This is a genomic window from Delftia sp. WSY_7 (genome assembly GCF_043104845.1).
GTDB lineage: Bacteria > Pseudomonadota > Gammaproteobacteria > Burkholderiales > Burkholderiaceae_C > Comamonas > Comamonas tsuruhatensis.
Map to the genome: position 1 here is coordinate 475,131 of NZ_JBICLB010000034.1, position 23,612 is coordinate 498,742.

Consider the following 23,612-nt stretch of genomic DNA (forward strand, 5'->3'; position numbering starts at 1 on the left):
GACACCGTGCGCGTGCGCCAGCGGGCGACGCGCCGGCCCTTGCCTGCTGCCTGACATGAATTCCTCCACATCCCACGGCGATGACGACGCCTTCTTCGTCGAGTTCCGCGACGTCTGGCTTGCCTACAACGAGGAACTGCTGCGCGCCAACCACTTCGCGGTCGAGGCCATCGACCTGCAGGTGCGGCGCGGCGAGTTCATCGCCATCGTCGGCCCCTCGGGCTGCGGCAAGTCCACCTTCATGAAGCTGACCACGGGGCTGAAGATGCCCTCCATGGGCCGTGTCATGGTCAACGGCGAGCGCGTGACCGGGCCGCTGAAGATCTCGGGCATGGCCTTCCAGGCGCCGTCGCTGCTGCCTTGGCGCACCACGGTGGACAACGTGCTGCTGCCGCTGGAGATCGTGGAGCCGCACCGCTCGCTGTTCCGCCAAAAGCGCAAGGAGTACGAGGCGCGTGCGCGCGCCCTGCTGCAGAAGGTGGGCCTGGGCGGCTACGAGGACAAGTACCCCTGGCAGCTGTCGGGCGGCATGCAGCAGCGCGCCAGCATCTGCCGTGCGCTGATCCACGAGCCCCAGATGCTGCTGCTGGACGAGCCCTTCGGCGCGCTGGACGCCTTCACGCGCGAGGAGCTGTGGTGCGTGCTGCGCGACCTGCAGGCCGAGCAGCGCTTCAACGTCATCCTGGTCACGCACGACCTGCGCGAGAGCGTCTTCCTGGCCGACACCGTGTACGTGATGAGCAAGAGCCCGGGCCGCTTCGTGGTGCGCCGCGACATCGAGCTGCCGCGCCCGCGCGAGCTGGAGCTGACCTACACGCGCGAATTCACCGACATCGTGCACGAGCTGCGCGGCCACATCGGCGCCATGCGCAAGACCGGCGCGGCCATCCAACAATAGAACGGGGGAGATTCACATGCACAAGAAATACGCGGAACGCTGGGCGCCCTGGGTGCTGCTGCTGGCGGTCATCCTGCTGTGGCAGGTCATCTGCTCGGCCTTCGAGGTCTCGGAATTCATCTTCCCCAGCCCCTGGGCCATCGGCCGGCAGCTGGCCGAGTTCAGCGGCATCATCGCCGCCCACGCCTGGCGCACCTACTGGGTGACCATGGCGGGCTTTGGCATCGCCATCGTGGTGGGCGTGCTGCTGGGCTTTCTGATCGGCTCCTCGCGCCTGGCCTATGCGGCGTTCTATCCGCTGATGACGGCCTTCAACGCGCTGCCCAAGGCGGCCTTCGTGCCCATCCTGGTGGTCTGGTTCGGCATCGGCGCGGGGCCGGCCATCCTCACGGCCTTCCTGATCAGCTTCTTTCCCATCATGGTCAACATCGCCACCGGCCTGGCCACGCTGGAGCCCGAGCTGGAGGATGTGCTGCGCGTGCTGGGCGCCCGGCGCTGGGACGTGCTCATCAAGGTCGGCCTGCCGCGCTCCATGCCGTACTTCTACGGCTCGCTGAAGGTGGCGATCACCCTGGCCTTCGTGGGCACCACGGTCAGCGAGATGACGGCGGCCAACGAAGGCATCGGCTACCTGCTGGTGTCGGCCGGCTCGTCCATGCAGATGGGCCTGGCCTTTGCCGGCCTCATCGTGGTGGGCGCCATGGCCATGGTGATGTACGAGCTGTTCAGCGCCATCGAAAAGCGCACCACGGGCTGGGCCCGGCGCGGCTCGCAGGGCGAGTGAAGGAGAATCCGGCCATGACGCCCGCACCCACGACGACCCCGCACATGACGCCCCTGACCGACGAACAGGCGGCCCGCCAGCTGCGGCGCGCAGGCGCCGTGGCCGAGCGGGCCATGGCCATGGGCCGCCACCCCTTTGGCGCGCTGCTGCTGGCGCCCGACGGCGAGACCGTGCTGGCCGAGCAGGGCAACATCGACACGGTGAACCATGCGGAGTCCACGCTGGCGCGCACGGCCGCCGCCAACTATCCGGGCGCCTACCTGGCGCAGTGCACCCTGGTCACCACCTTCGAGCCCTGCGCCATGTGCGCCGGAACCATCTACTGGGCCGGCATAGGCCGCGTGCTCTACGGCGCCGAGGAAACGGCGCTGCTGGCGCTGACGGGCAACCATCCCGAAAATCCCACGCTGTCCCTGCCCTGCCGCGAGGTCTTCGCGCGCGGGCAGCGCAGCGTGCAGGTCGTGGGGCCCGTGCCTGCGCTGCAGGAGGAGATGCTGGCGCCGCACCGGGGCTTCTGGCAACAGGGCTGAGCTGCCTGCGCGGGCGGCTCAACTGCGGCAGCCGGCCAGCGCGTCCAGGGGCTTCTGGTAGGTGGGGCTGGTCACGTCCAGCAGGCCCAGGGTGGTGTGGTAGAGGTTGTCGTGCGACAGCGGCGCGTCCAGCTGGCCGCGCACGCAGCGCTCTGACACGCCGGTGCGCTGGCCCAGGTTGCCCAGCCAGGCGATCATGGGAATGTGCTTTTGCTCGTCGGGCGCCATGGCGTAGGGCATGCCGTGCAGGTAGATGCCCATCTCGCCCAGCGACTCGCCGTGGTCGGACATGTAGACCATGCCGGTCTGGTAGCGCGATTGCTGGCGCGTCAGCCAGTCGATGGTCTGCGACAGGAAGTGGTCGTTGTAGCGGATGGAGTTGTCGTAGACATTGACCACCTGCTCGCGCGTGCAGCTGGACAGCGCATTGGTCAGGCATTCGGGCTGGAAGACCTTGGTCTCGGGCGTGGAGCGCTTGTAGTAGGCCGGCCCGTGGCTGCCCATCTGGTGCATGACCAGCACCACGCCGCGCTCGCGGCGCTCGCGCGGCAGGGCGGCGATGCGTTCGTCGATGCCGCTGAGCAGGATGCCGTCCAGGCATTCTCCATCGCTGGAGCACAGGGCCTTGCCGTCGGGCGTGTCCAGGCGGTCGGCGGTGCTGGCGTTGGGAATGCGGTCGCACACGCCCTTGCACCCGGCCTGGTTGTCCAGCCACAGCACGGCCAGGCCGGCGCTGTACAGCACGTCCACCAGGTTGTCGTAGTCCACCTTGCTCTTGTAGAAGCCCGTGCGGCCCAGGTGCGAGAACATGCAGGGCACGGATTCGCGCGTGCTGGTGCCGCAGGAGGTCACGTTGCTCCAGTTGAGCACCTGGCGCCTGGCCAGCTCGGGCGTGGTGTCGCGGGCATAGCCGTTCAGGCCCCAGTTGGCGGCGCGCGCCGTCTCGCCCACGACGATGACGAACAGCGGCGGCTTGCGCTCGGCCGCATAGGTGGCCCCCAGCGTTGCGCCGGCCGCGATGCTGGCGAAGGGGCGCTTGGGCCGCAGGATGGGCTTGAGCACCGCATCCAGCGAGGCCAGCACCGGGCTGACCGGATTGAGCATGTGGCGCATCCACAGGTTGTTGCGGACCACGGGCGCCAGCTCGCGGTACGAGACAAAGACCGAGGCCGCCAGCAGCAGCACCGAGGCGGCCAGCAGCGCCAGCGTGCGCAGCACGGTCTGCATGCCGCGGCGCGGGCGGATGACGCGCAGCCGCAGCAGCCAGGCCGTGGGCAGTCCGGCCACCAGCAGCAGCTGCAGCAGCAGCTGGGGGTTGAACAGGTCGCTGCTCTCGCGCAGGTCGGTCTGCAGGATGTTGTTGATCATGCCGCCGTCCATCACCGTGCCGTAGGCGGTCATGAAGTACTGGGCCGCGCCGGCAATCCAGGGCAGGGCAATCCACAGCGGCTTCATGCCGCGCGGCCAGGCCGTCAGCGACAGCAGCAGCAGCAGGCCGCCCAGGCCCAGGGGCAGCAGCCGCAGCACCAGGGCGGCCAGGCTGCCGTCATAGCCTTCCAGGTGGGGCAGGCGCCGCCACAGCGCCCAGTTGGCGGTGGCCAGCAGCCACAGCGCCAGCACCAGGGCCACGGCCTGGGGCGAGCGCGGTGCGGTCCAGGCCGTGCGCAGCCGTGCCGCGAGGCTGGCGGGGGCCGCCTGGGCAGGCTGGGCAGAAGATGGGGCCGGGGCTTGGCCGGTGCCGGAGGAGCCGGCAAAGGGGGGGCGGGCGAGCAGGCGTTCTGACATGGCCGCGAGCGTAGAATTCGCAGCTTAAGAACATCTGAACCCCGCGTTCAGACTCCGTTCAGCTTGAACCCCTGCCGCCCCCCCTTGCGCCACGCTTGTTCCGTCCGTATCCGGTGCGCATCCTGATGTGCGAAGGCCCAACCTCCCATGCGAATCCTGCTGGTCGAAGACGATGAGGCCCTGGCCCAGGCGGTGGGCAGCTATCTGCGCTCCAAGGCCTTTCTGATCGACAGCGTGCCCTCGCTGGCCCAGGCGCGCGCCTGCCTGGCCGGTGCCAGCTACGCGGCCGTGCTGCTGGACCTGCACCTGGCCGACGGTGACGGCCTGGCGCTCATGCCCACGCTGCGCCGGCTGGCGCAGCCTCCCGTCACCATCGTGCTGACGGCCCGCGACCAGGTCAGCGACCGCATCCGCGGGCTGGATGCGGGCGCCGACGACTATCTGGTCAAGCCCTACGACCCCGAGGAACTGCTGGCCCGCCTGCGCGCCGTGAGCCGGCGCGGCGGCGGCATGCAGGCCGGGCAGGACGCCGTGCTGCGCATGGGCACGCTGGAGATCGACCTGGCCCGTGAAATGGTGCGCGACGCCGGCCGCACCCTGCTGCTCACGCCCAAGGAATGGGCGCTGCTGCGCGTGCTCACGGCCCAGCCGCAGCGTGTGCACGCGCGCGAGCATCTGCTCGATGCGCTCTACGGCTTCGATGCCGAGGCCGACAGCAACACGCTGGAAGTGTTCATCAGCCGGCTGCGCCGCAAGCTCGGGCGCGACCGCATCCTGACCGTGCGCGGCACCGGCTACCGCCTGGCCCTCGAGCATGGATGAGCCGCAGCGCTACAGCCTGGCGCTGCCGCCCCGTCTGGCCGACCAGCTGGCCCGCGAGCTGACACTGGCCCTGGCCGCCGTCTGGCTGGCCTGCGTGCTGGCGCTGGCCTGGTATGTCAGCCACATCGTGCACCACAACTTCGACCAGGAAATGATCGACAGCGGCCACCGCCTGCTGGAGGTGGCCGTGCACCAGCTGGAACAGGAAGACCACTCGCGCGAGGGCGTGCAGCGCCCGCATGTGGCCTCGCAGCCGGGCGACGAGGCCGAGGATCTGGTCTACCAGCTGCAGGACGGCCGCGGCAACGTGCTGCTGCGCACCCAGGCCGCCCCCGTGGCGGCCTTTGCCGTGCCCATGCGCGAGGGCTTCTACGAGCGCGAGGGCTGGCGCATCTATGTGGTGGCCCATCCCCGGCAGCCGCTGTTCCTGATGCTGGCCGATCCCATGGTCGAGCGCAGCGAGGCGCTGCAGCGGGCGCTGCTGGCGCTGGGCTCGGTGATGGTGGTCATGCTCGCCCTCATGGGCTGGGCGCTGCGCGTGACCGCGCGGCGGCGCCTGCGCGTGCTGCGCGACATGCAGCTGCAGCTGAGCGAGCGCGGCGGCTCCAACCTGGAGCCGCTGGACCTGGACGCCATGCCGCGCGAGCTGTGGCGGCTGGGCCGGGGCATCAACCACCTGATGCAGCGCCTGTCGCATGCGCTGCAGGTGGAGCGCTCCATGGCCGCCAATGCGGCCCACGAGCTGCGCACGCCGCTGGCCGTGGCCACGCTGCGCCTGCAGACGGCCCTGGACCGTGGCGTGGACAACGCCGACGTGCGGGCCGCGCACGAGGCGCTGGAGCGGCTGAGCCAGCGCACGGAAAAGCTGCTGCAGCTGTCGCGCGCGGCCTCGGGCTCGGCGCTGGCGCAGGACGATGTGCGGCTGGATACGCTGGCCAGCATGGTGGCCTCCGAGTTCTGGCAGCAGGACGAATCCACCCAGCTGCGGCTGGACGTGGTGCTGCCCGAGCAGCCCTGCGGGCCGGTGGCGGGCGACGTGGACACGCTGGCCATTGCCTTGCGCAACCTGGTGGAGAACGCGCTGCGCTACAGCGATGGCTCGGAGGTGCTGCTCGAAGTCTGCGACAGCCATACCGTCCAGGTGCGCGACGAGGGGCCGGGCATGGACGCCGTGGCGCTGGGCACCGCGCGCGAGCGCCATGTGCGCCATGTGGACGATCTGCGCCTGCCCCAGGGCGCCGTGCGCGAACTGGCATCGCCGGGCTATGGCCTGGGCCTGTCCATCGTGTCCATGATCGTGGCCCAGCACGGCGGCAGCCTGCAGCTGCAGTCGCCACCGCCTGGCAGCTCCAGCGGCCTGCTGGCACGCATTCAGTTGCCGGGGCGCGATCCGTCCGCAGATTCCGACGCCCCGGCCTGAGCCGGGGCGCAGGCAGACGGCAGGGGCGCATCGGCCGGCATGTGCCTGCACAGCCTGGCGTTGCGCTGCGCTGCGGGCAGGGCGGCCAGCTGCCGCACCTCGGCATAGAAAAGCTGCCAGCCCTGGATTGCCTCGTTGCCGGGCTGGGCCTGGGCCGGAGCTTGGGTCTTTGCTTGGGCCTGGGCCTGGTGCCACAGCGCGGTGAAGGCCGGCACCCAGTCGTCATAGGCGGCCAGCGCGCCGAAGCTGGCGTTGTTGGCATCGGCCACCCATTGGTCCAGCCGGGCCTGGTGGCGTTCGTAGAACTGGCGCTGCGCGTCGGTCGTCAGCAAGGCTGCATCGGCGCTGCGCCATTGCGCACGCAGCGCAGCGTAGTCGCTGCGCAGCTGCTGGTAGATCTGCGCCTTGGCCTGCTGCATGGCGGGGCCGCGCTGCTGCGGGTCCTGGTACAGCTGCTGCAGCGCCTGGCGCGTGCGCCCGGTCAGTGCCCGCCACTGCGTACGCCGCAGCTGGCTGGACTCCCAGCGCGCGCGGGCGGCTGGGCCGGCCTCGGTGGCCAGCCACAGCGTTGCGCCCAGGCGCTCCACGGTGGTGGCAAAGGATTCGTTGAAGGCGGTATCGCCGGCCACGTAGACCACCTGGTGGGCCAGCTCATGGAACAGCAGGCCGGCGAACTCGCCCTCGCCCCAGCCCACGAAGGTGTTGAGCAGCGGATCGCCCCCCAGCCAGTTCAGGTAGCCCAGCGTGGAATAGGCGGGCACGCCGTAGCTGCCGGACTCCAGGCCCTGGTCGGCCAGCAGCCGGGCCTGGGCCACGGCGTCTGCCTCGGAAAAGTAGCCCCGGTAGCCCACGCAGCCGGCCACGGGAAAGCACCAGCGGTGCAGCTCCAGGCTGTCGGGCGGCGCGGCCACCACGTTCCACACGGCAAAGGGCCGCTGCAGATCGGCGTAGCGGCGGTAGCTGGCGTTGTCGGGCAGGCCCAGCCGTTGCACGGCGAAGCTGCGCATGCGCTGGGCCGCAAGCAGGCGCTCGCGCAGCGCGGGTGCCAGGTTGTCGTCCTGCAGCCAGTCGTCAATGGGGCGGCTGGCCTGCAGCAGGTGTATCTGGCCGCGCAGGCTCTGCCAGTAATAGCCCAGGCCGTCGCCGCCGGCCCCCGTGCTGGCACAGCCGCCCAGCAGCAGGCCTATGCCCGCCAAAATCGCGGGCAGGCCGCGCCTGACTACACTCAAGCCTTCACGCACCCTTGGCCCCCTTGCTGCTTTCATGGACTTCTTCACGCTGGCGATCATTGTCTTCATCGCAATCTACCTTCTCAAGACGCAGGAGCAGCGCCGGCATACCCTGCTGCTGGCCCAGTATCTGGGGCGTTTCCAGATAGAGAAGCTGATGGGCGGCCTGATCGAAGGCTATCTGCGCGCCCTGGGCGAGAACGACGAGCAGCGCCGCGCCCAGATCTGGACCGTGCTGGACAACACCGAAACCAGCCTGGTCGAGCAGTTCCAGCGCTTTGCCAAGGAAATGGCCTCGGCCGATCCGCAGCTCACGCGCGTGAGCACGCTGCCCGTGGCGCTGCCCTATCTGGACCGGCTGTTCCCGTCGTCCGGCTTCGATCTGCGCGAAGCCATGCAGCTGCATGCGCGCGGCATTGCCTCCGTGCGCGTGGCCGACAGCGCCACCGAGGAAGAACGCCGTGCGCGCGCCTTCATGATGACGGCCGAGCTGTTGCTCATGCAGTACACCTGTCATTGGTTTTGCAAATCGCGCGCCGTGGCATCCCTGCGGCTGGTCGCACGGCACAAGACGCCCTTCGAGCAAGTGCTTGCTTCGGTGAGTGACCAGACACGGCGCGACTACAGGCAGCTGATCGCCTGATCGCCCCCTCTGTGGCGGGGCGCCATGCCCCGCCATGCACAGCCCAGGCTGCGATTGACGCAGTGCGGCTTGCTGTCAAAAATGAACGCCATGACACAAGTGCTGAGCTCCATCGAGGCGCGGCTGGCGTCTCTCCCTGTTCCCGTGGCGGTGATCCTGCCGTCCGGCCAGCGCGCCGGTCCTGCGGATGCGCAGGTGGTGCTGCATTTCCAGTCCATGGCGGCCATGGCCAGCCTGGCGGCCGGGCAGATAGGGACACTGGGCAGTGCCATCGTGGAGGGGCTGGTACGCATCGATGGCCGCATGCGCGACGTGATGGCGGTGGCCGCCAGCCTGCTGCAATCCGATCCGGTGCGCGGCACATCGCACTGGTGGGTGCATGCCATGGCCCGCATGCGCTCCATGGCCGCGCACACACTGGCGCGCGACGCCCAGCAGATCCAGTTCCACTACGACATCTCCGACGACTTCTACGGCCTGTGGCTGGACCCGCGCCGCGTCTATTCCTGCGCCTACTTCCGCGATCCGCAGATGACGCTGGCCCAGGCCCAGGAGGCCAAGCTCGACCACATCTGCCGCAAGCTGGACCTGCGGCCCGGCGAGCGTTTCCTGGACATCGGCGCGGGCTGGGGCGCGCTGCTGCTGTGGGCGGCCGAGCATTACGGTGTCACGGCCACGGGCATCACGCTCTCGCACAACCAGCACCGCCATGTGCAGCAGCTGATTGCCGAGCGCGGCCTGCAGGGCAGGGTGGACATGCAACTGCTGGACTACCGCGCGCTGGCGCCCGGCCAGCCCTTCGACAAGATAGGCTCGGTGGGCATGTTCGAGCATGTGGGCCAGGCCCAGCTGCCCGAGTACTTCCAGACCGTGCACCGCCTGCTGCGCCCGGGCGGCATGGCGCTGATCCACGGCATCACCGCGGGCGGCGTGGACAACACCCAGCTGGGCGCGGGCATGGGCGAGTTCATCGACCGCTACATCTTCCCCGGCGGCGAGCTGATGCATGTGAGCCGCGTGCTGCACGACATGGGCCACAGCGGGCTGGAAATGGTGGACACGGAGAACCTGCGGCCCCACTACGCACGCACGCTGTGGAACTGGTCCGACGCATTGGAGGCCCAGCTGCCGCAGGCGCAGCGTATCCTTGAGCAGCATGCCGATGCCGAAGGTGCCGCCAAGGTGCTGCGCGCCTACCGGCTCTATCTGGCGGGTTGCGCCATGGGCTTCGAGCGCGGCTGGATCGCCCTGCACCAGATGCTGTGCACGCATCCCGACGGACGGCTGCAGTCGGGGTCCATGGTGGGAGCCCAATCGGACTATGCTTTCAACCGCGAGTACATGTACCGCTGAGTGCATGACACGCCACACAGAAAAAGGATAGCCATGCTCTACAAGTTCAAGTCCCGTGCCACGGCCGACGTCATCATGCTCGAATCCAACGGCCGCCAGGTCCTGGAGATCGTCGGCAAGACGCCCGGCGCCAGCGGCATCATCACCGTCCAGCAGATCCCGGCCGCCATCGATGCGCTGGAAGCCGCCGTGGCCGATGACGATGCCCGCCGCAAGGCCAACCAGGAAGAGGATGCGCAGGATGGCGACCAGGACAATGCCGCACCGGGCGCACGCGATGCCGTCAGCCTGCGCCAGCGCGCTGCGCCCATGATCGACATGCTGCGCCGCAGCGCCGCCGAGAACAGCGACGTCACCTGGTAAGCCGGAGGCCCCCGCTGGCCCGTCAGGCGTTGATGCCCTTCATGCCTTCCTCCGTATAGCGCTGCCCGGCCACGGGCAGCTCGTCGCTGGCGCGCCGCAGCTCGTCCAGCTCGCCGGGCGTCAGTGCCACGGACAGCGCGCCCAGGTTGTCCTGCAGATGGGCGATGCGCCGGGTGCCCGGAATAGGCACCACGTCCGGCCCCTGGGCCAGCAGCCAGGCCAGGGCGATCTGCGCAGGCGTGCTGCCCTTGCGCTGCGCCAGGGCCGATACGGCACCCACCAGGGCCTGGTTGGTGTCGATGTTGCCGGGTTGAAAGCGCGGCAGGCTGGCGCGGAAATCGCCCTGCTCGAAGGCCGTGCCGCCATGAAAGCGTCCCGTGAGAAAGCCGCGCCCCAGCGGCGAATAGGCCACCAGCCCCACGCCCAGCTCGCGGCAGGCGGGCAGCACCTCGTCCTCCACCTCGCGCGTCCACAGCGAATACTCGGTCTGCACCGCCGCCACCGGGTGCACGGCATGGGCGCGGCGCAGCGTGGCTGCGCTGACCTCGCACAGGCCGATGCGGGCGATCTTGCCTTCCTGCACCAGGCGCGCCAGGCCTTGCATGGTCTCTTCGATGGGCCGCGTGGCATCGACGCGGTGCACGTAGTACAGGTCGATGCGCTCCACGCCCAGGCGCCGCAGCGAGTCCTCGCAGCTTTGCCGCGCGTACTGCGCGCTGTTGTCGATGCTGCGCCGGTACTCCCCGGCCTTGCGCACGATGCCGAACTTGGTGGCGATCTTCACGCGCGGGCGGCGCGATGCCAGGAAGCGGCCGATCAGCTCCTCGTTGTGGTGCGGCCCGTAGACATCGGCCGTGTCCAGGAAGTCGATGCCGGCCTCCACGGCATGGTCCAGCGCCTGCAGCGCCAGGGCGTCGTCGCGCGGGCCATAGAACTCGCTCATGCCCATGCAGCCCAGGCCCAGGGCGGATACCTGCAGATCGTGGCCAAGTGTGCGTTGTTGCATTGCACATCCTCTTGCTGAAACAAGGGGCCAGTATGGTTTTCCGGGGTGGGCTTGCCTACTGAGAAAATCGCGCTTCGATCTTCCATTTCCGGAAAACATTTCCACAAAGGCTCTCCGCAAGGGCTTTCCAGGAAAACCAAGGAGCACTTCATTGCAGTGGGACGACGCCCGCATCTTCCTGGCCATTGCCCGCGCCGGCAGCCTGAACGGCGCCTCGGCCGCGCTGGGGCTGGGCGTGGCCACGGTCTCGCGCCGGCTGGACCGGCTGGAGTCCGCGCTGGCCATGCCGCTGTTCAGCCGCCACCAGAGCGGCTATCGGCTCACGGCCGACGGCCAGGCGCTGCTGGCCCCGGCCGAGACGCTGGAGCAGGCGGCCCAGGCCCTGGGCGATGCAGCGCACAGCCAGGCACAGGTGGCGGGCGTGGTGCGGCTGGCCACGGCGGAGAACCTGGCCAACCCGCTGATCGTGCCCTCGCTGGCGCAGTTGTTCGCGCGCCATCCGGGGCTGCGCGTGCAGCTGGTCAGCGGCGTGCAGACGCTGAACCTGCACCGGCGCGATGCCGACCTGGCCGTGCGCATGACCCAGCCCGAGGCCGGCCACGTCACGATCCGGCGCCTGGGAACGCTGGGTTTCGGCTTGTACGGATCGGCCGGCCATGTTGCTGGCCGCGCTGGCCGGAGCGGCTCGGACCCCTTCGAAGGCGACGCCTTCATCGGCTGGGACGACAGCCATGCCCACCTGCCCGCCGCACGCTGGATGGCGCGCGCCCTGCGCGGGCGTCCCTGCCGGCTGGAGACCAACACCCTGTCCGCGCAGCTGGCCGCGGCCCAGGCGGGCCTGGGCCTGACCGTGCTGCCGCATTTCCTGGCGCGGCAGGCGGGGCTGGTCTGCGTGGAGCCGCAGCTGGGCGCCGACCAGCCGATCTGGCTTGCCATGCATGCCGACCTTGCCCATTCGCGGCGGGTGCGGGCCGTGGCGGACCACCTCATTGAACTGTTCGAGCGGCGGCATGCCGAACTCGAAGGCCCGGCCTGAGCCGCAGCAGGGGCCGCGCGCCGTGTTAAACACGCACGCAGATTGCGAGAAAGAAAGGACTTCCATGCACCGCCTCCGTCATTCCTCCCGATTCCTGCCCTGGCTGGGCGCGCTGGCCGCCACGCTGGCGCTGGCCGCCTGCGCCGACAGGCCCAAGGCGCCCACCGGCCCGCAGGCGCCCCCGGGAGCGGCGGCGGCCGTGTATTCGCTGCTGTTTCTGGACAACGCCTCCAACCTCGGCCCCAAGGCGGCGGCCTACTGCATAGGCAACGGCCGTGGATGGGCGCTGCTGGACCCCGATGCCGGCACGCTGGCCCTGCTCAGCGGCCAGAGCCAGGTGCGGCCGGCTTCGGCCTGCGACGTGGGCAAGGGCGGCGAGCAGGTGCTGGACCGGGCCAGCGGCCGGCCGGCGCTGATGTTCGGCGTCGAGCTTGTGCACTGCACGGCCTCGGGATCGCAATGCCTGATGCGCGGCAGCTACTACGAAGGTCCCGGCAACACGCAGAGCAACCTCTACAACGCAAGCCAGCGCGGCGGCAGCTGGCAGGCCGTGATGGCGCTGCGCGGGCCGGCGCCCTGAACCCTGCATCGCCGCTGTCGCGCCGTCCCCGCCAACGAAAAAGCCCGGCCGAAGCCGGGCTTGATCGTGGTTGCAACTGGGCGATCCGTCGCGGTGGTGGTCCTCGGGATCAGTCGGCGTAGGTGCCGGCTGCCTTGATGACCTTGCCCCACTTCTCGATCTCGGCCTGGACGAACTTCTTGTGGCCTTCGGGTTCGATGCGGCCGTCGCTGGCGATCACGGCGCCCAGGGCTTCCTGGCGCTTGATGAACTCGGGGTCCTTGAGGGCGGCCTTCATGGCCTCGTTGACCTTCTTGACGACGTCGGCCGGCGTGCCCTTGGGCGCGTACAGGCCGTGCCAGATGGTGACCTGGAAGTCGGGCACGCCCACTTCGGCCAGCGTCGGCAGGTCCTTCAGTGCGGGCATGACCAGGCGCTTGGGCGTGGTCACGGCATAGGCCTGGACCTTCTTGGCCGTGATCTGGCCCGTGGTGTTGGTGGTCTGGTCGCACAGCAGGTCGACCTGGTTGCCGATCAGGTCGGCGATGGCCGGCGCGGCGCCCTTGTAGGGCACGGGCGTCATTTCGGTCTTCATGGCCGCCTGCAGCATCAGGCCGCACAGGTGGGAGGCGGAACCGATGCCGGCATTGGCCAGGTTGACCTTGCCCTGGTTCTTGCCGATCCAGTCCTTGACCTCGGCGAAGTTCTTGGCCGGCAGGCTGGGGCGGCCGATCAGGGTCATGGGCACGTCGTTGATGATGCCGGCGTACTCGAAGTCGTTGAGCACGTTGAACGACAGCTTGCGGTACAGCGACGGGATCGTGGACATGCCGATGTGGTTGATCAGCAGCGTGTAGCCGTCAGGGCGGGCACGTGCAGCCTTGGCCGTGCCGATGGTGCTGCCGGCGCCGTCGGCGTTGTCCACCACGATGGTGGCATTGTTCAGATGCTTGCGCATGGACTCGGCCAGATCGCGGGCCACCTTGTCGGTCGGGCCGCCTGCGGTGAACGGCACGATGAGGGTGATCGTCTTGCCTGCGGCAGGATAGTCCTGCGCATGAGCGCCAATGGCTGCGCCGGCTGCCAGGGCGATGGCTGCGATCTTGAACAATGCTTTCATAGTGTCTCCAGGTGAATGGCGTGCAAATGATAGGGGGCGATGCGCATTTGCCTTCGAGGGCAAACACGCAAGAGAAACCGAATGCACGAGGAGACGGATTTTAAGAATTGTTTCTATTGCGCCGCAGCAGATTCCCTTGCCATTGATCTAGTGCAAACCCTGGGAGTCTTGACAGGCGTCATGTTTTCAGGGTCTGCGAATGCCGCTCGGCGGCGAGGCCGCCGTTCCCGCACCTCGGTGGCTACTTGTACGACCTCGCGTCTTCAATGACCTTCCCGTCATTGGGTAGGGTGCCCGGCAGCACCATCTGCACATCGCCGCGCAGCTTGGTGACTTCGCGCACGGCATCGGACAGTTGCTGGGCCAGGCCCGGTGAGGTTTCGCGGGTTTCGACCAGCAGCTGCATCTGGTCGTTGGCCATCTCGCCCGTGACCACCAGCCGCGCGCGCCCCACCTGTGGGAAGCGGCGCACGACGTCGGCAATCTGGCCCGGGTGCACGAACATGCCGCGCACCTTGGTGGTCTGGTCGGCGCGTCCCATCCAGCCCTTGATGCGTGCGTTGGTGCGGCCCGTGGGGCACTGGCCGGGCAGCACGGCAGAGAGGTCGCCCGTGCCGAACCGGATCAGCGGGTAGTCGAGGTTGAACGTGGTGATCACCAGTTCGCCCACCTCGCCGGGGGCCACCGGGTCGCCCGTGCCGGGGCGCACGATCTCGACGATGACCTGCTCGTCCAGCACCAGGCCTTCGCGGGCCTCGGTCTCGTAGGCGATCAGGCCCAGGTCGGCCGTGGCATAGCACTGGTAGCCCGCGATGCCGCGCTCGGCCAGCCAGTCGCGCAGCGAGGGCGGGAAGGCCTCGCCCGAGACCATGGCCTTGGTCACGGAGGGGATGGGCAGGCCCATCTCCAGGGACTTTTCCACAATGATCTTGAGGAAGCTGGGCGTGCCCACGTAGCCGGCGGGCCGCAGGTCGGCCATGGCCTGCACCTGCTGCTCGGTCTGGCCCGTGCCGCCTGCGAACACCGTGCAGCCCAGCGCATGGGCGCCGCTTTCCATCATCGAGCCCGCGGGCACGAAGTGGTAGCTGAAGCAGTTGTGCACCAGTTCGCCGGGCCGAAAGCCCGAGGCATGCAGCGCGCGCGCCATGCGCCAGTAGTCGGGGCGGCGGCTTTCGGGCTCGTAGATGGGGCCGGGGCTGCAGAACAGGCGCGGCATGGGCTGGCCCAGGCCGATGGCGTTGAAGCCGCCGAAGATCTGCGCGGGCCGCTGCTCGGCCTGGCGCTGCAGCAGCTCGTATTTGCGCGTCACCGGCAGGCGGGCCAGGGCCTCGCGGCTGGTGATCTGCGCGGCATCGACGCCGGCCAGGATCTGGGCGAAGGCGGCAGAGTGTTGCTGCGCATGGGCGATCTGCCGGGGCAGGGCGGACAGCAGCGCCGCTTCGCGTTCGTCAGGGGTGCGCGTCTCCAGCGCGTCGTAGAAGGCACTCATGGCTAGTCCTGTATGTGGAAAAGGGCAGATGGAGTCCGGCCAGTGATAGTGGTTTATTCCAGAAATTCAGCAACGCCGTTGCCTGCGAAACCGGCGCGGCCCCAGGCGAGAGACACCGAGGAAGGGCCGCCCCGCACCGAGGGTGTCGTCCCCCCCGCGACGCGAGAGGGGGAAGGCGCGAAGCGACTCAGGGGGTATTCATGCAAGCCAACGTTTTCTGCGCTTGTAGCTTTTCACGTCCTTGAAGCTTTTCCGCTCGCCGCCGCCCACGCCCAGGTAGAACTCCTTGACGTCCTCGTTGCTGGCCAGGTCCGAGGCCGCGCCGTCCATGACGATGCGGCCGCTTTCCATGATGTAGCCGTAGTCCGAATATTTGAGCGCCATGTTGGTGTTCTGCTCGGCCAGCAGGAAGGTGACCTTCTCCTTGCTGTTGAGGTCGCGGACGATGTTGAACACCTCCTCGACGATCTGCGGGGCCAGGCCCATCGAGGGTTCGTCCAGGAGCACCATGCGCGGATTGGCCATCAGCGCGCGGCCGATGGCGCACATCTGCTGCTCGCCGCCCGAGGTGTAGGCCGCCTGCGAGGTGCGGCGCGTCTTCAGGCGCGGAAAGTAGTTGTAGACCTTCTCAAGGTTGGCCGCTATCTCGCCCTTGTCAGTGCGCGTGTAGCTGCCGGTCATGAGGTTTTCCTCGATGGTCAGGTGGGCGAAGCAGTGCCGCCCCTCCATGACCTGGACCACGCCGCGCTGCACCAGCTCGGAGGGCGTGAGGCTTTCGATACGCTCGCCCTCCAGCTCGATCGTGCCCTTGGTCACCTCGCCGCGCTCGCCCTTGAGCAGGTTGGAGATGGCGCGCAGCGTCGTGGTCTTGCCCGCGCCGTTGCCGCCCAGGATGGCCACGATGCTCTCGCGCGGCACCTGGAGCGAAACGCCCTTGAGCACCAGGATCACATGGTTGTAGATGACTTCGATGCCATTGACCACGAGCAGCGGATCGCTGGGGGCCGGGGCGGAGGTGGGTGCGGTGGTCATGGCGTCGTCCATGGGCGTTGATACGAAAGCGGAGTGCGGGGCCGCAACTCTCGAAGCATCTCTGCGCGGGGCATGCCCCAACTCAGGGACACCGAGGAAGGGCCGCCCCGCACCGAGGGTGTCGTCCCCCTCCCCCGCGAAGCGGGTAGAGAGGGGGAAGGCGCGCAAGCGCCTCAGGGGGTGCAAGTTCTAGCTTTTACGTTCTTTTCCTTGGCGTACTTGTCCGCGTACTCCTTGACCAGCGGTTCGACCATGGACTTGTCGGCCTGGTACCAGTCGGAGACCACCTTCCACTTGGCGCCATCCCACTGGGCGATGCGCGACCAGTCGGTGCCCAGGTGGTTGTCGCAGCTGGTCTTGACGGGGCGGATGATCTTGCCGAAGCCCAGCTCGTTGAGGCGCTCCTGCGTGAGGTTCAGGTTCTCCAGGCCCCAGCGCACCTGCTCGGAGGTCATGACCTTGCCCTTGCCGTATTTTTCCTGTGCCGTGCGGATGGCCTCCACCTGCAGCATGGAGATCACCATGCCGCGCGTATGGGCCATGGCGCCCAGTTCCTTGGCGTCGGTGGCCGTGCCCTGGCCCTTGTCGTAGACCATGGCCTTGACCTCGTCGTGCACCTTGTCGTGCTCGGCCGTGTTGTGGATGGTCACGGTGTTGTAGCCCTTGGCGCCGGCGCCGATGTCCTTCACGTCATGGTCCGAGCCGGCCCACCAGATGGAGTACATCTTCTCGCGCGGGTAGCCGGTGGCCTGCGCCTCGCGCACGGCCGTGGGCGTCATCACGCCGGCCGACCACAGCAGCACGTAGTCGGGGCGCTGCTGGCGGATCTGCAGCCAGGTGGACTTCTGCTCCACGCCGGGCGCCGTCACGGGCAGCAGCGTGAGGTCGAAGCCTTCCTTGGCGGCGCGCTTTTGCAGCAGCGGAATGGGTTCCTTGCCATAGGGCGAGTCGTGGTAGACCAGGGCGATCTTCTTGCCCTTGAGGCTGCCCTTTTCCTTCTTGAGGATGTCCTGGATGATGGAGTCGGCCGCCGTCCAGTAGTTGCCCAGCAGCGGGAAGTTCCACTCGAAGACCTTGCCGTCGGCCGACTGCGACAGGCCGTAGCCCGTGGTGATGATGGGCATCTTGTCGCCGGGCGCCTTGTCCGTCACGGCGAACGTGATGCCGGTGGACTGCGGATCGAAGCCCGCCGCGCCGCCGCCCTTGCCCTTCAGGCGCTCATAGCACTCCACGCCCTTGGCCGTGTCGTAGGCCGTCTCGCATTCCTCGTAGGCGATCTTCACGCCATTGATGCCGCCCTTGGCATTGACCAGCTTGATGTAGTCCTGCTTGCCATCGGCCCATGGAATGCCCAGCGGAGCGAACTGGCCCGTGCGGTAGACCAGCAGCGGCACGAACTGGTCCTGGGCCTGGACGGCGGGGGCGGCCACGAGGCCGCCGATTCCGGCTGCGACGGTGGCGGCGGCGATGGCGACTTTCTTGAACATCATGACGTTGTCTCCTAGTTGGCTGGGGAAGATTCCCCGGTTATCCGGCACTCTGTGGCGCCCTGTCTCGATCAGAATCAAACATTCCATGTTTCCTGGCGCCATCTGTGGAACTGGCGAGCCCCAGGTCAGGGACACCGAGGAAGGGCCGCCCCGCACCGAGGGTGTCGTCCCCCTCCCTCGCGTAGCGAGTAGAGAGGGGGAAGGCGCGAAGCGACTCAGGGGGTGTCATATCAATGCGGGAAGGGCCAGACGCGAAGCTTTTGCCTTGCCGTTGCCCACAGCTTCGCGAGTCCGTGCGGCTCCACGATCAGGAAGAACACGATCAGCGCACCGAAGATCATGTGCTCCAGGTAGGTCGCCGTGGCCGTGGACAGCGGCAGGCCCAGCCAGTGAGGCACCTGGGTGAGCAGCAGCGGCAGCAGGACGAAGAAGGCCGCGCCGAAGATGCTGCCGACCACCGAACCCAGGCCGCCGATGATGATCATGAACAGCAGCTGCAGCGAGCGGTCCAGGCTGAAGGCCGCAGGTTCCCAGGCACCCAGGTGTACGAAGCCCCACAGCGCGCCGGCCACGCCGACGATGAAGCTGCTCACGGCAAAGGCGCTGAGCTTGGCGTAGGTCGGGCGGATGCCGATCACGCTGGCGGCCACGTCCATGTCGCGCATGGCCATCCATTCGCGGCCGATGGCGCCGCGCACCAGGTTCTTGGCGGCCAGGCCCAGCAGGCACAGGATGCCCAGGCACAGCAGGTACTTTTCCATGGGCGTGTCGATCTTCCAGCCCATGATGGACAGCGGGCCTGCGCTCACCGAGCCCGAGGAGGAGTTGTTCGTCACCCAGGCGGCGCGGCTGGTCAGCCAGTCCACGAAGAACTGGGCGGCCAGCGTGGCCACGGCCAGGTACAGGCCGCGGATGCGCAGGCTGGGCAGGCCGAAGATCACGCCGAAGACCATGGCCAGCACGCCGCCGCCGATCAGGGCCACCAGCAGCGGCATGCCCTCGAAGCGCACCTGCAGGTTGTAGGCCGCGTAGGCGCCCACGGCCATGAAGGCGCCCGTTCCCAGAGAGATCTGGCCGCAGTAGCCGACCAGGATGTTCAGCCCCAGCGCCGCCAGCGACATGATCAGGAAGGGGATCAGCACGGCCTGGAAGGTGTAGTCGCTGACGCTGAAGGGAATCACCAGGAAGGCGACGGCCAGCAGCGCCACGATGGCCCAGCGGTCCTGGGCGACGCCGAAGATCTGCTGGTCGGATGCGTAGGTCGTCTTGAATTGACCGTTCTCACGATAAAACATGGTGCAAGTTCTCCGTATACGGTCTCAGACGCGGTCGATGATCTTGTCGCCGAACAGCCCCTGGGGCCGCACGAGCAGGAAGCACAGGGCCAGGCCGTAGGCGAACCAGGTCTCGATGCCGCCGCCGACCATGGGGCCCAGGTAGACCTCGGAGAGCTTCTCGCCCACGCCGATGATCAGGCCGCCGATGATGGCGCCGGGCAGCGAGGTCAGGCCGCCCAGGATCACCACGGGCAGGGCCTTCAGGGCCACCAGCGACAGCGAGTACTGCACGCCCAGCTTGGAGCCCCAGATGATGCCCACCACCAGGGCCACGCCGCCGGCCACCGACCAGACGATGACCCAGATGCGCGACAGCGGGATGCCGATGGACTGCGCCGCCTGGTGGTCGTCGGCCACGGCGCGCAGCGCGCGGCCGGTCTTGGTCTTCTGGAAGAACACGCTGAGCGCGGCCACCAGCAGCGCGGCGATGCAGGCCGCATACAGGTCTTCCTGGCTCAGCAGCACGCCGCCCTCGAACAGGCCGTCGAGGATGAACATGGGGTCCTTGGGCATGCCCACGTTGATGCTGTAGACGGCGCTGCCGAAGATCATCGGGCCCAGTCCGTCGAGCAGGTAGGCGATGCCCAGCGTGGCCATCAAGAGCGTGATGGGCTCCTGGTTGACCAGGTGGCGCAGCGCCAGCCGCTCGATCACCCAGGCCACGACCACCATGATGGCCAGCGACACGCAGATGGCCAGCAGGTTGGTGAACCAGCCCGGCTCCATGCCGATCCACTTCGGGATCCACTCGGAAAAGCGCGCCATGGCCAGGGCCGAGAACAGCACCATCGCGCCCTGGGCGAAGTTGAACACGCCCGAGGCCTTGAAGATCAGCACGAAGCCGATGGCGATCAGCGCGTACAGCGTGCCCACCATGAGGCCGCCGAACAAGGTTTCCAGAAAAAATCCCATGTCAGTCCCCTCAATGGCTGGTGCCAAGGTAAGCGCGGATCACGTCTTCGTTCTGGCGCACCTCGTCGGGTGCGCCGTCGCCGATCTTCTTGCCGTAGTCCAGCACCACGACGCGGTCGCTGATGTCCATGACCACGCCCATGTCGTGCTCGATCAGCACGATGGTGGAGCCGAACTCGTCGTTGACATCGAGGATGAAGCGGCACATGTCCTGCTTTTCCTCCACGTTCATGCCGGCCATGGGCTCATCCAGCAGCAGCACCTGCGGCTGCATGGCCAGGGCGCGGCCCAGATCCACGCGCTTTTGCAGGCCGTAGGGCAGCTGGCCCACGGGGGTCTTGCGGTAGGCCTGGATCTCCAGGAAGTCGATGATGTGCTCGACGAACTCGCGGTGGCGGATCTCCTCGCGCTGGGCCGGGCCCAGGCGCAGGGCCTGCATCAGGATGCCGCTTTTGATCTGCAGGTTGCGGCCGGTCATGATGTTGTCGATCACGCTCATGCCCTTGAACAGCGCCAGGTTCTGGAAGGTGCGCGCCACGCCCATCTCGGCCACCTGGCGGCTGTTCATGTGGCTGAAGGTCTTGCCCCGGAAGGTGATCGATCCCTCGGACGGCGTGTACACGCCGTTGATGCAGTTGAGCATGGAGCTCTTGCCCGCGCCGTTGGGGCCGATGATGGAGCGGATCTCGTGCTCGCGCACATCGAACGAGATGTCCGTCAGCGCCTTCACCCCGCCGAAGCGCAGGCTGATGTTCTTGATGTCGAGGATGACATCGCCGATCTTCTTGTGGGTCATGTCAGCGGCTCCGGTCAGGCCCTGGCGGTGGCAGCCACCGAATGGGTTTTGGCATCGATGATGGACAGCGTGGCGCTGACGCTGCCGGTGCGGCCGTCCTCGAACTTGACCTGGGTCTCGATGAACTGCTCGCGCTTGCCCGTGTACAGCGCATCGACCAGCACGCCGTACTTGTCGGCGATGAAGCCGCGGCGCACCTTGCGCGTGCGGGTCAGCTCGTCGTCGTCGGGGTCCAGCTCCTTGTGCAGCACCAGGAAGCGCGCCACCTGCGTGTCGGCCATGCCGGCTTCGGCGGCCAGGTCGGCGTTCACCTGGGCCACGCAGTCGGCCACCATCTCCAGCACCTTGGCCTTCGATGCCAGGTCCACATAGCCGCCGTAGGGCAGGCCCTGGCGCTCGGCCCAGTTGCCCACGGCCTCGTAGTCGATGTTGATGAAGGCGCAGACCTGGTCGCGACCGTGGCCGAAGCACACGGCCTCCTTGATCTGGGGGAAGAACTTGAGCTTGTTCTCGATGTAGTTGGGCGCGAACATGGCACCCCGGCTGGTCTTGCCCACGTCCTTGGCGCGGTCGATGATGCGCAGCTGGCCGCTGGCGTCGATCACGCCGGCATCGCCCGTGTGGAACCAGCCGTCGGCATCCACCACCTCGGCCGTGGCGTCGGGGCGCTTGTAGTACTCCTTGAGCACGGACACGCCCTTGAGCAGCACCTCGCCGTTGTCGGCGATCTTCAGCTCGATGCCCGGTGCGGCCTGGCCCACGCTGCTCAGTTCCACCTGCCCGTCGCGCTGTATGCACACATAGGCGCAGGTCTCGGTCTGGCCGTAGAGCTGCTTGAGATTGATGCCGATGGAGCGGAAGAAGCGGAACAGCTCGGGCCCGATGGCCGCGCCCGCCGTATAGGCCACGCGGATGCGCGACAGGCCCATGGCGTTGCGCAGCGGGCCGTAGATGCACAGGTCGCCCAGCGCGTACTTCAGGCGGTCCAGCGCGCCCACCTTCTTGCCGTCCAGGATGTCCGATCCCACGCGCCGCGCCACGGCCATGGCGCGGCCGTACATCCACTGCTTGAACGGCGCGGCATCCTCCATGCGGATGGACACCGAAGTCAGCATGCCCTCGAAGATGCGCGGCGGCGCGAAGTAGTAGCTGGGGCCGATCTCGCGCAGGTCGATGGACACGGTCGAGGCCGACTCCGGGCAGTTGATGGTGAAGCCCGCCACCAGCCACTGCGCGAAGGAAAACAGGTGGTCGCCCACCCAGGCCGGAGGCAGGTAGGAGATCACGTTGTCGCCAGGGCCCAGGCGGTCCACCTGCACACCGCCGCGTGCCGACTCGCCAAAGCTGCGGTGGGTCTGGCACACGCCCTTGGGCTTGCCCGTCGTGCCCGAGGTGTAGAGGATGACGGACACGTCGTCGGGCGACAGCGCCGCCAGCATGGCATCCCAGGCGCCCGGGTGGGCGGCCTCCCATTCCTTGCCCTTTTGCAGCAGCGCCTCGGTGCTGATCAGCCCCGGCTGGTCGTAGTGGCGCAGGCCGCGCGGGTCGTCATAGATGATGTGGCCCAGGCCGCGGACGCTCTCGCGCACCTCCAGCAGCTTGTCCACCTGCTCCTGGTTCTCGGCGAAGGCGAAGTCGATCTCGGCATCCTCGATGACGAAGCGCATCTCGGCCGCCACCGCGTCCTGGTACAGCGGGATCGGCACGGCGCCCAGTGCCTGCACGGCCAGGAAGCCCATGTAGACATGGGGCCGGTTGTCGCTGATGAAGGCCAGATTCTGGCCGCGTGCCAGGCCCAGCGCCGCCAGGCCGCAGGCCATGTGGCGCACGGTCTGCGCGGCCTCGCTCCAGCTCCAGGTCTGCCAGATGCCGTATTCCTTCTCGCGCAGCGCCGGTGCCTGTGGGCGCTGGGCAGCATGCTGGAGCAGCAGGTGCGGGAACGTGGTCGTCATTCCATGTCCTTGGTTGTTCGTGGATGGTGGCCGCGTGGTGCAAATGCCCAGGCTGAGACCCACCGGCTTGGACTGCATCGTAGGACTGGCTTTGACGCCGTGGTGTCTGTTTGACGACAATCTTCGGGAAACTCATCATCGGGAAAACGCGCCGTAACAAATGGTGCCAAAACGGTCTCATTGCCCGTTGGGGGGCTTGCGCTCCAGCCCGTTCGCAGCGGGTCGCCGTCCTTCTGGAAATCCCGCTCACGCCAGCCACTGGCCTCGGGCAATGCTTGGGTGGTTTTGTTGATTCATCCGCGCACCCTCGCCGCGACTCCATGAGCCAAGAACTGTCACTGCACCAGCGCCGCCGTGCGCCCCGACCCGAGGAACTCGATGGCATTCCCTGGCTGGCCCTGCTCCAGCCCGCCGAGCGCGAGCGCGCGCACAAGGCGCTGGTCGTCGGCGACGCACAGTCCGGCGACTACGTCTGCCGCACCGGCCGCGCGCCCACCTACTGGTTCGGCGTGGTCGAAGGCCTGCTCAAGATGAACACCGATGGCGCCGATGGCGCCAGCATGACGCTGGCCGGCCTGCCTCCGGGCGGCTGGTTCGGCGAGGGCACGGCCGTCAAGCGCGAGCCCTACCGCTACAACGTGCAGGCCATCCGAAAAAGCGTGGTCGCCGGCCTGCCCATCGACACCTTCCACTGGCTGCTGGACCACTCCATCGGCTTCAACCGCTTCGTCATGAGCCAGCTCAACGAGCGCCTGGGCCAGTTCATCTCGGCCCGCGAAATCGACCGCCTCACCAACCCCGACCTGCGCGTGGCCCGCAGCCTGGCGGCGCTCTTTCACCCGCTGCTGTATCCCGGCGTCGGCGAGGTGCTGCGCATCACCCAGCAGGAGCTGGCCTACCTGGTGGGCCTGTCACGCCAGCGCGTCAACGAGGCGCTGTCCGTGCTGCAGCGCGAAAACGCCATCGTCGTGGAGTACGGCGGCCTGCGCGTGCTCGACCTGGAAGCGCTGCGCAGCGGGCTGTTTGCGACGGCGCGGCGGGCGGCCTGACGCCGCC

General features: G+C 68.0%; 22 protein-coding genes. 11 read left to right on the top strand and 11 right to left on the bottom strand.

Features of this window, described 5'->3' with window-relative positions; translation table 11 throughout:
* The first annotated feature begins 55 nt into the window (after positions 1 to 55).
* The 3 genes from ACF8ME_RS16955 to ACF8ME_RS16965 are packed head-to-tail and all read left to right on the top strand — an operon-like array spanning position 56 to position 2,212.
* Positions 56 to 898 carry an ABC transporter ATP-binding protein gene (locus ACF8ME_RS16955; RefSeq protein ID WP_012203070.1) on the top strand — a complete coding sequence of 281 codons (843 nt, stop codon included), beginning with the start codon at positions 56 to 58 and terminating at the stop codon, positions 896 to 898.
* A gap of 16 nt (positions 899 to 914) precedes the next feature.
* Positions 915 to 1,682, top strand: coding sequence for an ABC transporter permease (locus tag ACF8ME_RS16960; protein WP_012203071.1), 768 nt, complete (start codon positions 915 to 917; stop codon positions 1,680 to 1,682).
* Between the two features lie 14 nt (positions 1,683 to 1,696).
* A complete protein-coding gene (locus ACF8ME_RS16965) occupies positions 1,697 to 2,212 on the top strand; it encodes a nucleoside deaminase (protein WP_392417492.1) in 516 nt (171 codons plus the stop codon).
* An 18-nt stretch (positions 2,213 to 2,230) separates the two neighbouring features.
* Here ACF8ME_RS16965 and ACF8ME_RS16970 read toward each other — a convergent pair whose 3' ends face one another.
* On the bottom strand, positions 2,231 to 3,997 hold the full coding sequence (locus tag ACF8ME_RS16970) for a phosphoethanolamine transferase (protein ID WP_016451929.1): 1,767 nt from the start codon (positions 3,995 to 3,997) through the stop codon (positions 2,231 to 2,233).
* 147 nt (positions 3,998 to 4,144) lie between these two features.
* Between ACF8ME_RS16970 and ACF8ME_RS16975 the strand changes: the two genes are divergently transcribed.
* Positions 4,145 to 4,819, top strand: coding sequence for a response regulator transcription factor (locus ACF8ME_RS16975; protein WP_016446608.1), 675 nt, complete (start codon positions 4,145 to 4,147; stop codon positions 4,817 to 4,819).
* Positions 4,812 to 6,239 carry an ATP-binding protein gene (locus ACF8ME_RS16980; protein WP_061287197.1) on the top strand — a complete coding sequence of 476 codons (1,428 nt, stop codon included), beginning with the start codon at positions 4,812 to 4,814 and terminating at the stop codon, positions 6,237 to 6,239. The genes ACF8ME_RS16975 and ACF8ME_RS16980 overlap by 8 nt, the downstream gene beginning before the upstream one ends.
* On the opposite strand, the gene ACF8ME_RS16985 is transcribed toward ACF8ME_RS16980, so the two are convergent.
* A complete protein-coding gene (locus tag ACF8ME_RS16985; RefSeq protein ID WP_392417915.1) occupies positions 6,191 to 7,480 on the bottom strand; it encodes an aminopeptidase in 1,290 nt (429 codons plus the stop codon). The two genes, ACF8ME_RS16980 and ACF8ME_RS16985, sit on opposite strands and share 49 nt — an antisense overlap.
* A gap of 22 nt (positions 7,481 to 7,502) precedes the next feature.
* Between ACF8ME_RS16985 and ACF8ME_RS16990 the strand changes: the two genes are divergently transcribed.
* Genes ACF8ME_RS16990 through ACF8ME_RS17000 form a run of 3 tightly spaced genes read left to right on the top strand, consistent with a single transcriptional unit; the run spans position 7,503 to position 9,827 of the window.
* Entirely contained in the window at positions 7,503 to 8,111 is a 609-nt protein-coding gene (locus ACF8ME_RS16990) for a hypothetical protein (RefSeq protein WP_016446605.1), read from the top strand.
* A 24-nt stretch (positions 8,112 to 8,135) separates the two neighbouring features.
* Positions 8,136 to 9,464, top strand: coding sequence for a class I SAM-dependent methyltransferase (locus ACF8ME_RS16995; RefSeq protein WP_016446604.1), 1,329 nt, complete (start codon positions 8,136 to 8,138; stop codon positions 9,462 to 9,464).
* 33 nt (positions 9,465 to 9,497) lie between these two features.
* Positions 9,498 to 9,827, top strand: coding sequence for a DUF1840 domain-containing protein (locus tag ACF8ME_RS17000; RefSeq protein WP_016446603.1), 330 nt, complete (start codon positions 9,498 to 9,500; stop codon positions 9,825 to 9,827).
* A 22-nt stretch (positions 9,828 to 9,849) separates the two neighbouring features.
* Here ACF8ME_RS17000 and ACF8ME_RS17005 read toward each other — a convergent pair whose 3' ends face one another.
* On the bottom strand, positions 9,850 to 10,833 hold the full coding sequence (locus tag ACF8ME_RS17005) for an aldo/keto reductase (protein ID WP_160851663.1): 984 nt from the start codon (positions 10,831 to 10,833) through the stop codon (positions 9,850 to 9,852).
* A 151-nt stretch (positions 10,834 to 10,984) separates the two neighbouring features.
* Between ACF8ME_RS17005 and ACF8ME_RS17010 the strand changes: the two genes are divergently transcribed.
* The gene (locus ACF8ME_RS17010) at positions 10,985 to 11,869 is read left to right on the top strand and encodes a LysR family transcriptional regulator (protein ID WP_392417495.1); all 885 of its coding nucleotides are present in this window, start codon (positions 10,985 to 10,987) and stop codon (positions 11,867 to 11,869) included.
* 64 nt (positions 11,870 to 11,933) lie between these two features.
* Positions 11,934 to 12,449, top strand: coding sequence for a hypothetical protein (locus ACF8ME_RS17015; RefSeq protein WP_016446600.1), 516 nt, complete (start codon positions 11,934 to 11,936; stop codon positions 12,447 to 12,449).
* 109 nt (positions 12,450 to 12,558) lie between these two features.
* Here ACF8ME_RS17015 and ACF8ME_RS17020 read toward each other — a convergent pair whose 3' ends face one another.
* The 8 genes from ACF8ME_RS17020 to ACF8ME_RS17055 form a co-directional block, all read right to left on the bottom strand.
* Entirely contained in the window at positions 12,559 to 13,548 is a 990-nt protein-coding gene (locus ACF8ME_RS17020; RefSeq protein ID WP_016446599.1) for a tripartite tricarboxylate transporter substrate-binding protein, read from the bottom strand.
* Between the two features lie 241 nt (positions 13,549 to 13,789).
* The gene (locus tag ACF8ME_RS17025) at positions 13,790 to 15,037 is read right to left on the bottom strand and encodes a phenylacetate--CoA ligase family protein (RefSeq protein ID WP_392417498.1); all 1,248 of its coding nucleotides are present in this window, start codon (positions 15,035 to 15,037) and stop codon (positions 13,790 to 13,792) included.
* A gap of 198 nt (positions 15,038 to 15,235) precedes the next feature.
* Positions 15,236 to 16,069 carry an ABC transporter ATP-binding protein gene (locus ACF8ME_RS17030; protein ID WP_013804352.1) on the bottom strand — a complete coding sequence of 278 codons (834 nt, stop codon included), beginning with the start codon at positions 16,067 to 16,069 and terminating at the stop codon, positions 15,236 to 15,238.
* Between the two features lie 173 nt (positions 16,070 to 16,242).
* Positions 16,243 to 17,559, bottom strand: coding sequence for an ABC transporter substrate-binding protein (locus tag ACF8ME_RS17035; protein WP_016446596.1), 1,317 nt, complete (start codon positions 17,557 to 17,559; stop codon positions 16,243 to 16,245).
* A 230-nt stretch (positions 17,560 to 17,789) separates the two neighbouring features.
* Complete coding sequence (locus ACF8ME_RS17040) at positions 17,790 to 18,854, bottom strand: branched-chain amino acid ABC transporter permease (RefSeq protein WP_016446595.1); 1,065 nt, start codon at positions 18,852 to 18,854, stop codon at positions 17,790 to 17,792.
* A 24-nt stretch (positions 18,855 to 18,878) separates the two neighbouring features.
* Positions 18,879 to 19,808: a branched-chain amino acid ABC transporter permease gene (locus ACF8ME_RS17045; RefSeq protein WP_016446594.1), complete on the bottom strand. Its 930-nt coding sequence runs from the start codon at positions 19,806 to 19,808 to the stop codon at positions 18,879 to 18,881.
* Positions 19,809 to 19,818: 10 nt separating this feature from the next.
* On the bottom strand, positions 19,819 to 20,604 hold the full coding sequence (locus ACF8ME_RS17050; RefSeq protein ID WP_013804350.1) for an ABC transporter ATP-binding protein: 786 nt from the start codon (positions 20,602 to 20,604) through the stop codon (positions 19,819 to 19,821).
* Positions 20,605 to 20,618: 14 nt separating this feature from the next.
* Complete coding sequence (locus tag ACF8ME_RS17055) at positions 20,619 to 22,556, bottom strand: long-chain fatty acid--CoA ligase (RefSeq protein ID WP_017405426.1); 1,938 nt, start codon at positions 22,554 to 22,556, stop codon at positions 20,619 to 20,621.
* Between the two features lie 320 nt (positions 22,557 to 22,876).
* Here ACF8ME_RS17055 and ACF8ME_RS17060 point away from each other — a divergent pair, with 320 nt between their 5' ends.
* The gene (locus ACF8ME_RS17060; RefSeq protein WP_016446592.1) at positions 22,877 to 23,605 is read left to right on the top strand and encodes a Crp/Fnr family transcriptional regulator; all 729 of its coding nucleotides are present in this window, start codon (positions 22,877 to 22,879) and stop codon (positions 23,603 to 23,605) included.
* The last annotated feature ends 7 nt before the right edge of the window (positions 23,606 to 23,612 follow it).